Here is a 14,072-nt window from a genome sequence, read left to right on the forward strand (position 1 = left end):
TCCAGCCGGTCAATTTATCCAGTCGTTACATAAAAGCCACCGTTCGTCGCAATCGTCACCGCGACGCCGCGATTTGTGGCTAGCATCACGCTTTTGCCCGCCGCAAAGCCTTGCGGCGCGCCATGTCGTTCCCGCTTGTCCGATGACAGGCCGGGGCGCCACGGCGGATCTCAAATTGCCATCATGGGGTTATCGATGAGGAAGTCCCAACGTATCAGTCGCGTTGCAGCCTGTGCACTAGCGGCCCTGTCGGCCGTGGCGCTGTCCGCCTGCGGCGACAAGAAGGCCGAGGGCGGCGCCCCGCCGCCGCCTGAAGTGGGCGTGGTCACCGTGACGCCGTCGCCGGTCGCCGTCGTCAATGAACTGCCGGGCCGCCTGGAAGGCGTGCGCACGGCCGAAGTGCGCGCGCGCGTCGAAGGCATCGTGCTCTCGCGCAACTACACCGAAGGCGGCGAAGTGAAGGCCGGCCAGGTCATGTTCCGCATCGACCCCGCGCCCTACCAGGCCGAACTGGCCTCGGCCCAGGCCGCGCTGCAGCGGGCCGAAGCCAACGCCGTGTCGGCGCGCCTGAAGGCCGACCGCTACAAGCCGCTGGTGGCGGTCAACGCGGTCAGCAAGCAGGAGTACGACGACGCCGTCGCCGCCGCCGGCCAGGCCAATGCCGACGTGGCCTCGGCCAAGGCGGCGGTGCGCACCGCCCAGATCAACCTGGGCTACACCACCGTGACCGCGCCGATCAGCGGCCGCGCCGGCCGCGCGCTGGTGACCGAAGGCGCGCTGGTCGGCAAGGGCGAGGCAACCAAGCTGGCGCTGGTGGAGCAGGTCGACCCGATGTGGGTCACCTTCACCCAGCCGGCCTCGGAAGTCACGCGGCTGCGCCGCGCGATCGAGTCCGGCGCGGTCAAGGGCATGAACGGCGGCGCCCGCGTGCACCTGTTCGTCGAGGACGGGCGCGAGTATGCCCAGACCGGCAAGCTGCTGTTCTCCGATATGACGGTCGACCCGACCACCGGCGCGATCACGCTGCGCGCGCAGTTCCCCAACCCGAACCGCGAACTGCTGTCGGGCACCTTCGTGCGCGTGAAGATCGAGCAGGGCGTGGATGAGAACGCGCTGACCGTGCCGCAGCGCGCGCTGATCCGCGGCGCCCAGGGCGCCAGCGTGATGGTGGTGGGGGCCGACGGCAACGTCGCGGCGGTGCCGGTCAAGGCGCCGCAGGCGATCGGTGACCGCTGGATCGTGACCGAAGGCCTCAAGGGCGGCGAGAAGGTGATCGTCGAGGGCCTGCAGAAGGTCAAGGTGGGCGCGCCCGCCAAGGCCGTGCCGTTCGTTCAGGCCGGCGCCTCGGCACCGGCCGCGACCCCGACCGCGGCTTCCGCCGCTCCCGCCTCGGCGCCCAAGGCCGAAGCGAAGCAGGAAGCGAAGGCCGAGGGCAAGCAAGGCTGAACACCGCCGGGCCACGGCAGCTGACGCCAGCCGCCGCGGCCCACAGGGCTAGACAAAGAGGGAGCCAGTCTTATGGCCAAGTTTTTTATCGACCGGCCGGTGTTCGCGTGGGTGCTCGCGCTGATCATCGTGCTGGGCGGCATATTGTCGATCCTGCAGCTGCCGATCGCGCAATATCCGAACATCGCCCCGCCGACGATCTCGGTCACCGCCACCTATCCGGGTGCGTCGGCCAAGACGCTGGAGGATTCCGTCACTTCGGTGATCGAGCAGGAGCTTAACGGCGCCCCCAACCTGCTCTACTACAGCTCCACCAGCGAGTCGTCCGGCCTGGCCAGCATCACCATCGCCTTTGCCCCGGGTTCGAACGTCGACCTGAACTCGGTCGAGGTGCAGAACCGACTCAAGCGCGTGGAAGCGCGCCTGCCGGCCGAAGTGCGCCAGCAGGGCGTGCGCGTCGACAAGGCCGGGAACAACTACATGATGTTCCTGACCGTGTCGTCCAAGTCCGGCACGGCCAGCGCGATCCAGCTCGGCAACTACGTCTCGGCGCAGGTGATCGACTCGATCCGCCGCGTGCCCGGCGTGGGCCAGGCCGACCTGTTCGGCACCGAGTACGCCATGCGGATCTGGCTGGACCCGGCCAAGCTGACCGGCTTCAACCTGACCCCGACCGACGTCACCGCCGCGGTGGGCGAGCAGAACATCCAGGTCGCCGTGGGCGAGCTGGGCGGCACGCCCTCGCCCAAGGGCACCGAGCTCAACGCCACCGTCACCACCGAAAGCCGGCTGACCACGCCGGAACAGTTCGGCAACATCCTGCTGCGCACCAACCCGGACGGGTCGTCGGTGCGCATCAAGGACGTCGGCCGCGTGGAACTGGGCGGCGCCGACTACTCGACCCAGGCCCGCACCAACGGCAAGCCGTCGGCGGCCATCGCTATCAAGCTGGCCCCGACCGGCAACGCGCTCGCCACCGCCACCGCGGTGCGCGCCAAGATGGAAGAGCTGTCGAAGAACTTCCCGGCGGACTACGAGTACTCGGTGCCGTACGACACCTCGGCCTTCGTCAAGATCTCGATCGAAGAAGTGATCAAGACCCTGCTCGAAGCCGTGGTGCTGGTGTTCCTGGTGATGTTCCTGTTCCTGCAGAACTTCCGCGCCACCATCATCCCGACGCTGGTGGTGCCGATCGCGCTGCTGGGCACCTTCGGCGCGCTGCTGGCATTTGGCTTCTCGATCAACGTGCTGACCATGTTCGGCATGGTGCTGGCCATCGGTATCCTGGTGGACGATGCCATCGTGGTGGTCGAGAACGTCGAGCGGATCATGAGCGAGGAAGGCCTGTCGCCGCGCGAAGCGACGCGCAAGGCCATGGGCCAGATCACCGGCGCCATCGTCGGCATCACGCTGGTGCTGACCGCGGTGTTTATCCCGATGGCGTTCTTCTCGGGCTCGGTGGGCAACATCTACCGCCAGTTCTCGCTGTCGCTGATCGCCTCGATGGCGTTCTCGGCGCTGCTGGCGCTGACGCTGACCCCGGCGCTGTGCGCGACCATGCTCAAGCCGGTGGAAGCGGGCCATCACCATGAGAAGAAGGGCTTCTTCGGCTGGTTCAACCGCACCTTTGCCACGGCCTCGACCGGCTACCAGAGCGTGGTGGCGCGCATCCTCAAGCGCACCGGCCGCTACCTGATCATCTACGCGGTCATCATCGCCGGCGTGGTGGTGCTGTTCCAGCGCCTGCCGTCGTCGTTCCTGCCCGACGAAGACCAGGGCTACATGATCACCGTGGTGCAGCTGCCCAACGGCGCCACCCAGGACCGTACCATCGGCGTGCTCAAGCAGATCGAGGACTACTATCTGCAGAAGGAAAGCAAGGTGGTGGACCAGATGATCACGGTGGCGGGCTTCTCGTTCTTCGGCCGCGGCCAGAACGGCGGTATCGCGTTCGTGCGCCTGAAGGACTGGAAGGAGCGCACCGGCGACGGCGAGACCGCGCAGGACCTGGTCGGCCGTGCCTTCGGCGCGCTCTCGTTCATCAAGGACGCGATCATCTTCCCGCTCAATCCGCCGGCGATTTCCGAGCTGGGCAACTCCTCGGGCTTTGACTTCCGCCTGCAGGACCGCACCGGCCAGGGCCACGCCAAGCTGATGGAAGCGCGCAACATGATGCTCGGCATGGCCGCGCAGAGCCCGGTGCTGATGGGCGTGCGCCCGGAAGGCCAGGAAGACGCGCCGCAGCTGCAGATCGACATCGACCGCGAGAAGGCCAAGGCGCTCGGCGTCACGGTGGCGAGCATCAACTCGACGCTGTCGATCGCCTTCGGCTCCAACTACGTCAACGACTTCATCTACGAAGGCCGGGTGCGCAAGGTGATCGTGCAGGCCGAGGGCGCCGACCGCCGGCTGCCGGACGACCTGACCAAGCTGCGCGTGCGCAACAGCAATGGCGACATGGTGGCGTTCGCGGCGTTCGCGACCTCCAAGTGGGTGATGGGCTCGCCGCGCCTGGAGCGCTACAACGGCATGCCGGCGGTGAAGCTGGCGGGGCAGGCCGCGCCGGGCCGCAGTACCGGCGAAGCCATGCGCGTGATGGAGGAGAACTTCGCCAAGCTGCCGCCGGGCTTCGGCTTCGAGTGGTCCGGCCAGTCGTACGAAGAACGCCTGGCCGGCTCGCAGGAACCGATCCTGTACACGCTGTCGCTGATCATCGTGTTCCTGTGCCTGGCCGCGCTGTATGAAAGCTGGTCGATCCCGTTCTCGGTGCTGCTGGTGGTGCCGCTGGGCGTGCTCGGCGCGCTGCTGGGCGTGACGCTGCGCGGCATGCCCAACGACGTGTACTTCAAGGTGGGCCTGATCGCCACCATCGGCCTGTCGGCGAAGAACGCCATCCTGATCGTGGAATTCGCCAAGGACCTGCAGGCGCAGGGCAAGGGCCTGATCGAAGCCACGCTGGAAGCGGTGCACCTGCGTTTCCGCCCGATCCTGATGACGTCGATGGCGTTCATCCTGGGCGTGCTGCCGCTGGCGATCGCCACCGGCGCTGGCTCGGGCAGCCAGCGCGCCATCGGTACCGGCGTGATGGGCGGGATGATCACGGCCACGGTGCTGGCGATCTTCCTGGTGCCGGTGTTCTTCGTGGTGGTGCGCAAGCGCTTCAAGGGCAGTGCCCGCCAGCGCATGCTGGACCAGAAGTGGCACGACCCCCAAGAGGAAATCTGAACATGACCAAGACTCTGACCACACTGCTGCTGGTGGCCGGCGTTCTGACGGGGTGCACGCTGGCACCCCACTATGACCGCCCTGCCCCGCCGGTGGCAGACAGCTTCCCGACCGCGCCCGAAGGCTATGCCACGGCCGAGGTGAAGAGCGGCGAAACCCGCCGCGCCGCCGACATCGGCTGGCGCGAGTTCTTCCGCGACCCGCGCCTGCAGGCGCTGATCGCGACCTCGCTCGAAAACAACCGCGACCTGCGCACCGCGGCGCTGCGCATCGAGGAAGCACGGGCGCTGTACCAGGTGCAGCGCGCCGACCTGCTGCCTACGGTGAACGGCACCGCCGCGTTCACGCGCGGCCGTACGCCGGCATCGCAATCGATCACCGGCACGGACTTCACCGGCAGCAGCTACCAGGCCGGCGTCGGCATCAGCGCCTACGAGCTCGATTTCTTCGGCCGCGTGCGCAGCCTCTCCAATGCCGCGCTGGCGCAGTACTTCGCCACCGAAGAGGCCCGCCGCTCGGCGCAGATTTCGCTGGTGTCGGAAGTGGCCAAGGCCTACCTGGCCGAACGTTCCTACGCCGAGCAGTACGAGATCGCCCGCGACACGCTGAAGGCGCGCGAAAGCACCTATGGCCTGGCCAGGCAGCGTTTCGAGGCGGGCGCCACATCGGCGCTGGACCTGCGCGACAACGAGTCGCTGGTGGCGCAGGCCCGCGTCGCCGCGGCTCAACTGGCGCGCCAGCGCGCGCAGGCGCACAACGCGCTCGAAGTGCTGGTGGGCAAGCCCATCGGCAGCATCGAGAACCTGCCCGAGCCGATGCGCCTGTCGGACGAGCGCATCATCAGCGATATCCCGCCCGGGCTGCCGTCGGACCTGCTCGAGCAGCGTCCTGATATCCGCCAGGCCGAGCAGCAGCTGCGCTCGGCCAACGCCAATATCGGCGCGGCGCGCGCGGCGTTCTTTCCGCGCATCACGCTGACCAGCAGCGCCGGCACCATCAGCCCCAGCTTCTCGGGTCTGTTCGATGCCGGCACGCACGCGTGGACGTTCGCGCCGCAGCTGGTGCTGCCGATCTTCGACTTCGGCCGCAATATCTCCAACCTGGACCTGGCCAACGTGCGCAAGAACATCCAGGTCGCCAACTACGAGAAGACCATCCAGACGGCCTTCGCGGAAGTGGCGGACGCGCTGGTGGCACGCGGCACGCTGGAAGACCAGGTTTCCGGCCAGGAAGCGGTGCGCAACGCCGAAGCCGCGCGCTACGAGCTGTCGCGGCTGCGCTTCCGCAGCGGCGTGGCCAGCTACCTGGACGAGCTCGATGCGCAGCGCCAGTTGTTCACGGCCGAGCAGGCACTGGTGCAGGCGCGGCAGCTGCGGCTGAACAATGCGATCGATTTGTACCGGTCGCTGGGGGGTGGGTTGCAGGAGAGCAGTGCGGTGGCGCAGCAGGCGCCGGCGCAGCAGGGGACGGTGACGCAGTAAGGTGGCGCCACTGCTGCCGTAACGAAAAACGACGCGCCCTGGCGCGTCGTTTTTATTTGCGGGTTTGCTCCCCTCTCCCGCTTGCGGGAGAGGGGCCGGGGGAGAGGGCCGGCGCTGGCAATTGCGACCGCCTGGACTTCGTAGAGGCTCCCGCCCTCTCCCCAACCCTCTCCCGCAAGCGGGAGAGGGAGTACACCGTCGGGATTTGAAGTCCTCAGAACTTATACGAAGCCGCCACAAAAAACACCAGCGGATTCGGCTCCAGCTTGGTCTTCGAGGTCGACAGCACCGTGCCGTTGGCTGCCTTGATCGTCATCGTCGAGGTGGTCTTCAGCGGGATGTAGGTCACCGCCGCGGTCAGCCCCCAATGCTCGTCGAAGTTGTAGGTGCCGCCGATGTTGAACACCGGCGCCCACGACGACGAGGCATCGGCGCTGACCGAGGTCGGCCCCGGAATGCCCGCGCCCGCGGCGAGGATGGCGCCGAGGTTGTTGTTGACCGAGTTGGCGAAGGCCGGATTGACTTCGATGTTGGTAAAGAAGTTGTACGAGACCCCGAGCCCCAGGAACGGCCGGAAGCGCGTGCCCGGCTCGAGGAAGTGGTACTGCACCATCGCCGCGGGGCTCCACTGGCGCGCCTTGGTGATGATCGGGTTCAGCGACGGGTCGCCCAGGCTCTGGCGGCCGAGCGCGCCGGCCGGGCCGGGCGGGATCAGCTCGCCGTGGCCATAGAGCTTGAACTCGGGCGGGATGCCGCCCACCGCGGTGATGGCGATATGGTCTGTGACGAAGTGGCTGAAGGTCAGCCCCAGCGTATTGGCGTTTGACGACGAGATGCTGCTGCCGGGAGCGGTGAAGCTCGACGGCAGCCCGAGTGGGTAGTTGATCGGCACGTCCAGCAGCGAGGTGGTGAGCGGATCGCTCTGGCCGTGGGTCCGGATATGGAACCAGCCGGCCGAGACCACGTTGTCGCCCTTCTTCTGGGCGTGGGCAGGCACGGCGGTGCTGGCCAGCGCGGCCAGCACCAGCGCAAGCGTCAGGTGCAAGGTCTTCATGTTGTGTCCCCGGTCAGTGAAGTCACTGGTAGATGCATGGGTAAAAGCGCCGGGGCTGCGATGGCCCCGGGCCTGGGCCGGCTTACTGCACGAACGCGCCGACGGTGAAGTACGGGCCGTTGTCGCGCTGCTCCAGGAAGCCGAACACGCCGCCGGTGAACATCAGCTTGCCGGTCGGCGCCGAGCCCGCCGGCGCCTCGCGGCGCGAGGTGCGGACCACGCCCGGCACCTGCTGCGCGAAGTCCAGCCGGTACGGGATCGCCAGCGACGCATCGGACGGCCGGAACGGATCCATCATGGTCGCGGCGGCGCCCACCAGTGCTGTCACGCGGTAGTTGAAGTTGCTGTCGACGCCGACGTACTCGCCATTGACCGTGCCCTCGGTGACCGCCACCGCGGGCGCCATCATGCCGATGCCGATCTCGTCGTCGGCGCCCAGCGGCCCGTTGGCGAGCGAGTCGTTGGCATAGCCCACGCGGATCATGATCGGCACCAGCTGGCCGCGCAGCTTGCCGACGATCAGGTAGGCCTTGCCCAGCGTGCTGCCCAGCGTGGGCGGCTGGCTCTCGGCCTTGTAGTTGGTCGACAGCAGCGCGCCGCTGGGCTGCGGCACGAAGTTGTTGCCCTTGCGCTCGCAGGTGTTGGTGGCGTTGTCGCAGACCGTGAACGAGCCGTCGGCGGCGAGCGCCATGCGGTAGTCCTGCGCGATCGTCTGGAATTGCTTGGACGGCACCTCGTGGAAGCCCGTGCCGTTGTATTGCCCGGCGATCTTCGACAGGTCGGTCTCGGTCTGCGCGAAGCCGATGAACTGGAAATACGGGAAGGTGGTATCGGGCACCGCCCCGGCCCCGAGCACACCGTTGAACTGGATCCGCGCGCCGGGGATGGTGCCGCCCGCCACGCCTTCGCCGACGAAGAGCTTGGCCGGCCGGTTCGGATCGAGGCTGGCGCCGCTCAGCTCGAACGCGCACTGGTTCAGCTTTTCGGTGGGCAGCCCGGTCTCGGCCTTCAGCGTGCCGCGCATCACGTTCAGGCCATTGGTGGGATCGCTGCGCGTGGGCTGCACGGTGCCGGTCTGGCGCGGCACCGACGAATCGAGGAAAGTCACCTGCCAGGTCATGCGGGTGGTGTCGATCTGCACCTTGACCAGTTCGCCGGAGCCGGTGCCGCCGGTGAAGGTGGTGTTGTAGTCCAGCGATGCGGGGCACAGGCGCGTCTGCGCGGCCGTCGGCGTGGCGGGGGCGTCGTCGCCGCCGCCGCCACCGCCGCAGGCGGCAAGCATGGCGGTGGCGGCCGCGGCCAATGCGCGCGCCGGCACGGTCGCTGGGCGCGGCGCCCGCGGCAGGTTGTTTCGTTGGGGCTGCATGGTTGTCTCCTCGTTGCTTTTGTCTGGGCTGCGATCAGGGTGCCGCGAGCACGCCGACACGGAAGGTCGGGCTGCTGCCGCTGGTGCCTGACAAGTGGCTGAACACACGGCCACTCGCAATCAGCGCACCGGTGGTGCCGCTGTTGTCGGTAGTGGTCACCAATCCCGCCGCGGCCTGGGTGAAGTCGAGCTGGAAGCCGCCGGTCTGGTTCATCGTCATCGGGTCGAGCAGGTCGACGCGCGCGCCCTTGACCAGCGACGCGGTGTAGACGAAGTCGCTGCCCGAGCCGATATAGCCGCCGTCGAGCTGGCCGCTGGCAACGGTCGTGGCCGGCGCCATCAGTGCCAGCCCGGATTCATCGTCGACATTGACCGTCAGCGGCAGCAGCGAGATCTGCGCATAGCCGGTGCGCACCAGCAGCGGCACCAGCGCGCCGTTGAGCTTGCCCACCACCATCAGGCCCTTGGCGCGGCTGGCGTTGTTAGCGGTGATGGCCTGGCTGTGGAACGACGGATAGCGGCGGCTGCCGTCGGCATTGCCGCTTTCGAACGCGCCGTCGGCGCTGCGCAGCTTCCAGTTGTTGCCGGTGCTGAGGCAGCTGCCGCTCGCCGTGGTGCAGCTGCCGTCGGCGTGGAGCGTTTCGGTGGTCTGCGCGGTGGCGGGCGTGAAGTGGCTCGAGGCGGTCAGCGTGCCGCCGGACGGCACCTGGTGGTAGCCCAGCAGGTTGTAGCTGCCGGCCACTTTGGTGAAGTCGGTCTCGGTCTGCGCGAACGCCAGCACCGGGTAGAACGGGAACGTGGTGGCCGGGATCGCGCCCAGCCCGAGCACGCCCGGATAGGAGATGGTGGCGCCGGGGATGCCGCCGCCGGCGACGCCGTTGCCGAGAAAGATCACAGGTGGTTTGGCGCTGTCGATCTTCGCCTGCGAGACGCCGTCCGATGCCGTGGCTGTCTGCAGCGCCACCGCGCAGCGGTTCTGCTCGGCGGTGGGCAGCGAGGTCAGGTTGGCGAAGGTGCCGGTGAAGGTCACGCCCGCGCGCGTCGGGCTGACGCTGCCGGGCTGCTTCGGCACCGGCGACTCGATGATCTCCAGCTGGTAGGTGCGCGCCGCGGTATCGAAACGCAGCTTCACCAGCTCGCCCGCGCCGGAGCCGCCGGTGAAGGTGGTGCCGTAGTCCAGCGCCGCCGGGCACAGCGATCCGGGCGGGCCGCCGATGGTGACCGGCCCTTGCGCCGGGCACGTGCCGGTGTCCGCGCATTGCGGCGGCGCCTGCGTGCCGGCGCGCGGCGCGTCCTCATCGCCGCCGCCGCCACCGCAGCCGGCCAGCGCCGCGGCAACACTCACCCCTGTCACTACCAAAGTCCTGCGCCAAAGCCTCGACATGGTCATTGCCTGTCTCCTGTTTTGTTGGCGACCCCTGTTGCCGGATCGGTCGTCCGGCTCTGCGTCCGGATCCTGTCGTGTGCGGCGACTGTCGCCGCGCGCGGGTTTCAGCGTCAATAGAGCGGCCGTTCCAAACGGGCGCGGCCGCGCGCGACGTGTGCCGCCTCAGAAGCGATACTCGGGATTGGCCGGGTCGAACGCCGAGGCCTCGAAGGTCTTGCGCACCAGCTTGTCGAACACGATCTTCTCGACCATGTTGCCGTCGGCATCCCACGCGGTTTCCACGCGGATATACGGATGCTTCAGGTCCAGCATCAGCTGCACCCGCTTGGCGTAGTACTGCGGCGCGCCGGCCGGCAGGTCCCATGTCAGCGCCACCATGCGTACGCCCTGCTCCTGCACGATCTCGGCCTTGCCGTATTTCTCGGACAGGCCGGCGGCGCGCAGCGATTTCGCGTCGCGCTCCAGCATCGACAGCACGTACTGGAAGCCCAGGTCGCGCACGGTATGGTTCGATTGGGAGCGCGCCAGCGAGCCGTCCAGCGCGATCCACATCGAGGTAAAGCCCAGCACGCCCCCCAGGTGGCCGTACATCTCGTCCTTGCGGCGGGTCTCGTCGTAGAGGATCTCCTGGCCCGCCTGCGCGCCGCCCGGCAGCCACTTCGCATAGAGCTGGCGCGGCGCATGGCGGTAGCGGATCTGCATCTTCGCCGGCTGCTCCTGCCACTGGCCGTTGAGCCGCTCCTGGCGCGACATCCAGTATTCGTATTCGGGATAGCGGTTCATCTCGGCGCGTGCCCATTTCAGCAGCGCATCGGGCTGCAGTGCCTGGAACACGGCCAGCACCTGCGCATCGGACAGACGCGCGAGCTCGCCGCTGGCGACCTGGCGCGAAAATAGCGCGGCCTGCTGGGCCGAGGGCAGGCCGTCATAGGCCGTGCCGGTTATGGCGGCAGCGGCGGCAGCGCTGGCAGGCTGGGCCATGGCCACGGGCGGATACGCCAGCGGCGCAGCCAGCAGGCCGATGACGGCGCCGGTGATGGCGGCAAGGCGGCGCAGTTTGATCGATGATCGATTGGATGGTTGGGTCGGCGGATGGATGGACACGGCAGCTTCCTCCTCAAGACGGGCAAAGCGAACAGGGTCACCGCAGCGCTGGCGGGCGCACGGGTCCACGGGGCCGCGGCGCGGCCCCGCTGGGTGGATCGTCGGTTCAGGTTGTGCGAGCGCGGCGGCGCCGTGCCGGCGGTAACCGGCGGCGGCGCGTGCCGCTAAGTCCTGGTGCGCATTCGCATCCAGTCATCCAGCGGGTTGCTGGGAAAGCTCGCGGTGTGCTCGCGCGCGCGCACCGGCACGCTGGTCACGGCGGCACGCTTGGTGCCCGCATTGCGCACGATGCGTGCGCTGGTGCGGGCCTTGCCGAGGGCGGCGGCGGCATGGCTGGCCGCCTCGTCCATGGTGGCCGCGATCGCGGCCACACTGGCATCCGGATCATTGGCGGGGCCGCTGGCGCGCTGCTCGCTGTGCTGCCCCGCGTGCTGCTGCTCTTCGCCCAGCTCGAACACCGACTGCAGCGCCGAGAGTTGGTCCGCGCCGGGCTGAGCCACGTTCAGCACGGCCTCGACCATCGCGGTGAGCTGCGCCAGCACGTGCGCATCGCTCATCTGGCGGCCCTGCGTGAACGCGGGCAGCAGGCTGGCCAGTTCCTCGCCGGCGAGCACGCCGGCCAGCGCCTTGAGCGCGAACTGCAGGCGCCAGCCCAGCTCATGCCGCGGCAGCGCCGGAATGGCGCGCGCGAAGGCATCGAAGAAGCGGCCGTACACCGGCGCATAGTGCTCCAACAGGTATTGCTGGATAAAGGGCGAGGTATCGGAATACACGCGTCCCAGCAGCCGCAGGAACGACGGCCCGCCCACCGCCGGGTCGCGCGCCATCTGCAGCGCGGGCACGAACAGCGCGCCCATCACGTGCTCGCAGCGGATGGCGTGGCCGGGCCAGCGCGCTTCGCACGCATCGAGCAGCGCCAGGCGCCGCGCGTTGAGCGGGTCCAGGCGCCGGCTCAGCACGGCGTGCATCATGATGTCCTTGCTGCGGAAGTGGTAGTTCACGGCGGCCAGGTTGACGATGGCGCGCGACGTGACCTGCCTGAGCGAGGTGGCCTCGTAGCCGACCTCGGTGAACAGCTTTTCCGTGGCGTCGAGAATCCGGGCCTTGGTGTCTCCTGCCGAGCTTTTGCCGGTCTTCATGGGGGCGCTTCTCTCTTCTGTACCGCGATAAACCCCTGTGCAATTTGCTGCGCTGTCCGCTCCCTGCTCTGACGGCATACGGATGCTTGAAACAGCTGTACGAAGCCTATCCACGGCTTCGGGCGTTTCACAAGACCTGAATTGGAATGGACATTCTAAAAACCGAGGTTGTGTGGGCCATCGCACGGCATTGTCCGCGGCGGCATGCAACGGGCACGCTGGCCGCATGGCGGCGCAGCCGGACAAGGCGGTGTCGACCTCGCGCGAATCCATCATGACGTGAGGTTTTGCGCCAGCGCGTCGGCGTTCTGCGCGCTTAGCGCGAACACCGACAATTGCGGGTTCGCCCCCACGCTGGTCGGGAACACCGAGCCGTCGAACACCGACAGGTTGGCCAACTGGTGATGGCGGCCGCGGCTGTCGACCACGCCGCCGCGCGGGTCGTCGCTCATGCCGCAGCCGCCCATCAGGTGCGCGGTGAACAGCGCGGTGCGGAACGGCTTGAGCGGCAGCCGCGCGATGGCGTCGCGCGCTTCGGGCCAACTGCGGTATTCGGTGGCGTCCAGGTGCGCGGGCCGCACCCGTTCTGCGCCGGCGGCGAACTGCGCCTGCGCCATGCTCAGCCACGCGCGCCGCACGCCGTCCCAGGCGTAGTCCGTCATCTCGTAGTCGAGCAGCGGGCTGCCGTCGGCCGCCAGGCGCACACGTCCGCCCGGGCTGTCCGGCACGAAGCCGTCGCGCAGCAGCGCCAGCATCGCGTTGGTATGCGGCAGCTGCGCCATATCGTGGCGCAGCGCCTCGCCGACGCCGTTGACCACGCCCGCGCTGATGCCGGGGAACATCGGCGGCACCTCCAGCTTGTAGCCGATCGGCCCGGTCGCGCCGTCTTTCCACTGGAAGTGGTCGGAGGCGATGGACTGCGGCGCGCCATAATAAGGATCAATGCGCTCCGGCATCTTGGCGATGCTGATATTCACCGGATGGATAAATGTTCGTACGCCCAGCCGCTGATGCGGGTCCGGCACGCGCGAGCGCAGCAGCAATGCCGGCGTGTTGATGGCGCCGCCGGCGGCGACCACGTGCCGGGCGCGCACGACCACGCCGACGCCCGTCGGCGTATGGCCATCGGCGCCGAGCGCTTCGCCGGTGACCGAGCGCACGCGCGTGCCATCATGGTCCAGCGTGCGCACGCGCACGCGGTGCACCAGCGTTGCGCCGCTGGCCAGCGCCGCGGGAATGGTCGACACCAGCATCGACTGCTTGGCATTGACCGGGCAGCCGAAGCCGCAATAGCCCGAGTTCCAGCAGCCTTTCACGTTGCGCGGGATCACGTGCCACTCCCAGCCCAGCGTCTCGCAGCCGCGCCTGAGCACGTCGTTGTTCGGGTTCGGCGCCATCGCCCATGGTGCGATGCCCAGGCGGGCCTCGACCTTGTCGAACCATGGCGCCATCTCGGCCTCGCTGTGGCCCGTGACGGCATGGTGCGCGGCCCAGTGCGCCAGCGTCTGCGGCGGCGTGCGGAAGCTGGACGACCAGTTGACCGTGGTGCTGCCGCCCACCGCGCGGCCCTGCAGGATGGCGATGGCACCGTCGGCGGTGGTGCGCGCCGCGGCCTCCTGGTACAGCTCGCGGTAGGCACGGTTCTCGTCCATGTCGCGGAAGCTGTCCGAGGTGCGCAGCGCGCCTTCTTCCAGCAGCACCACGCGCAGGCCGGCGCGGCTGAGCGCCTCGGCGCTGATGCCGCCGCCCGCGCCGCTGCCGACGATGACGACGTCGGCATCCAGCGTGCGCGTGGCGGTGAGGGTGCTGGCATCGAGGACGTTCCAGCCGGCGGCGATGCCGGCATCGTAGAGATTGTCGATGGCCATGG

The 14,072-nt window shown here is 68.4% G+C and carries 9 protein-coding genes; 3 read left to right on the forward strand and 6 right to left on the reverse strand.

What is annotated here, in order from left to right:
- The first annotated feature begins 195 nt into the window (after window positions 1-195).
- The 3 genes from ACEI37_RS27370 to ACEI37_RS27380 all read left to right on the forward strand — a co-directional run bounded on the left by ACEI37_RS27370 (window position 196) and on the right by ACEI37_RS27380 (window position 6,152).
- The gene (locus ACEI37_RS27370; RefSeq protein ID WP_373378891.1) at window positions 196-1,446 is read left to right on the forward strand and encodes an efflux RND transporter periplasmic adaptor subunit; all 1,251 of its coding nucleotides are present in this window, start codon (window positions 196-198) and stop codon (window positions 1,444-1,446) included.
- 72 nt (window positions 1,447-1,518) lie between these two features.
- Complete coding sequence (locus ACEI37_RS27375; protein WP_373378892.1) at window positions 1,519-4,671, forward strand: efflux RND transporter permease subunit; 3,153 nt, start codon at window positions 1,519-1,521, stop codon at window positions 4,669-4,671.
- Between the two features lie 2 nt (window positions 4,672-4,673).
- The gene (locus ACEI37_RS27380) at window positions 4,674-6,152 is read left to right on the forward strand and encodes an efflux transporter outer membrane subunit (protein ID WP_373378893.1); all 1,479 of its coding nucleotides are present in this window, start codon (window positions 4,674-4,676) and stop codon (window positions 6,150-6,152) included.
- A gap of 214 nt (window positions 6,153-6,366) precedes the next feature.
- On the opposite strand, the gene ACEI37_RS27385 is transcribed toward ACEI37_RS27380, so the two are convergent.
- The 6 genes from ACEI37_RS27385 to ACEI37_RS27410 form a co-directional block, all read right to left on the reverse strand.
- Window positions 6,367-7,206: an OmpW family protein gene (locus tag ACEI37_RS27385; protein WP_373378894.1), complete on the reverse strand. Its 840-nt coding sequence runs from the start codon at window positions 7,204-7,206 to the stop codon at window positions 6,367-6,369.
- An 82-nt stretch (window positions 7,207-7,288) separates the two neighbouring features.
- Complete coding sequence (locus tag ACEI37_RS27390) at window positions 7,289-8,572, reverse strand: DUF2957 domain-containing protein (RefSeq protein ID WP_373378895.1); 1,284 nt, start codon at window positions 8,570-8,572, stop codon at window positions 7,289-7,291.
- A 34-nt stretch (window positions 8,573-8,606) separates the two neighbouring features.
- Window positions 8,607-9,962, reverse strand: coding sequence for a DUF2957 domain-containing protein (locus ACEI37_RS27395; protein WP_373378896.1), 1,356 nt, complete (start codon window positions 9,960-9,962; stop codon window positions 8,607-8,609).
- 159 nt (window positions 9,963-10,121) lie between these two features.
- A complete protein-coding gene (locus ACEI37_RS27400) occupies window positions 10,122-11,021 on the reverse strand; it encodes a DUF1571 domain-containing protein (RefSeq protein ID WP_373380327.1) in 900 nt (299 codons plus the stop codon).
- 206 nt (window positions 11,022-11,227) lie between these two features.
- Entirely contained in the window at window positions 11,228-12,202 is a 975-nt protein-coding gene (locus tag ACEI37_RS27405; protein ID WP_373378897.1) for a TetR/AcrR family transcriptional regulator, read from the reverse strand.
- A 272-nt stretch (window positions 12,203-12,474) separates the two neighbouring features.
- A complete protein-coding gene (locus tag ACEI37_RS27410; RefSeq protein WP_373378898.1) occupies window positions 12,475-14,070 on the reverse strand; it encodes a GMC family oxidoreductase N-terminal domain-containing protein in 1,596 nt (531 codons plus the stop codon).
- Window positions 14,071-14,072: the final 2 nt, after the last annotated feature.

It is taken from the genome of Cupriavidus nantongensis (assembly GCF_041726985.1).
Classification (GTDB): domain Bacteria; phylum Pseudomonadota; class Gammaproteobacteria; order Burkholderiales; family Burkholderiaceae; genus Cupriavidus; species Cupriavidus nantongensis_A.

Excerpts from the sequence above, each read along its gene's own strand:
- ACEI37_RS27370 (WP_373378891.1), top strand. The coding sequence starts at position 196 with ATGAGGAAGTCCCAACGTATCAGTCGCGTTGCAGCCTGTGCACTAGCG.
- ACEI37_RS27375 (WP_373378892.1), top strand. The coding sequence starts at position 1,519 with ATGGCCAAGTTTTTTATCGACCGGCCGGTGTTCGCGTGGGTGCTCGCG.
- ACEI37_RS27380 (WP_373378893.1), top strand. The coding sequence starts at position 4,674 with ATGACCAAGACTCTGACCACACTGCTGCTGGTGGCCGGCGTTCTGACG.
- ACEI37_RS27385 (WP_373378894.1), bottom strand. The coding sequence starts at position 7,206 with ATGAAGACCTTGCACCTGACGCTTGCGCTGGTGCTGGCCGCGCTGGCC.
- ACEI37_RS27390 (WP_373378895.1), bottom strand. The coding sequence starts at position 8,572 with ATGCAGCCCCAACGAAACAACCTGCCGCGGGCGCCGCGCCCAGCGACC.
- ACEI37_RS27395 (WP_373378896.1), bottom strand. The coding sequence starts at position 9,962 with ATGACCATGTCGAGGCTTTGGCGCAGGACTTTGGTAGTGACAGGGGTG.
- ACEI37_RS27405 (WP_373378897.1), bottom strand. The coding sequence starts at position 12,202 with ATGAAGACCGGCAAAAGCTCGGCAGGAGACACCAAGGCCCGGATTCTC.
- ACEI37_RS27410 (WP_373378898.1), bottom strand. The coding sequence starts at position 14,070 with ATGGCCATCGACAATCTCTACGATGCCGGCATCGCCGCCGGCTGGAAC.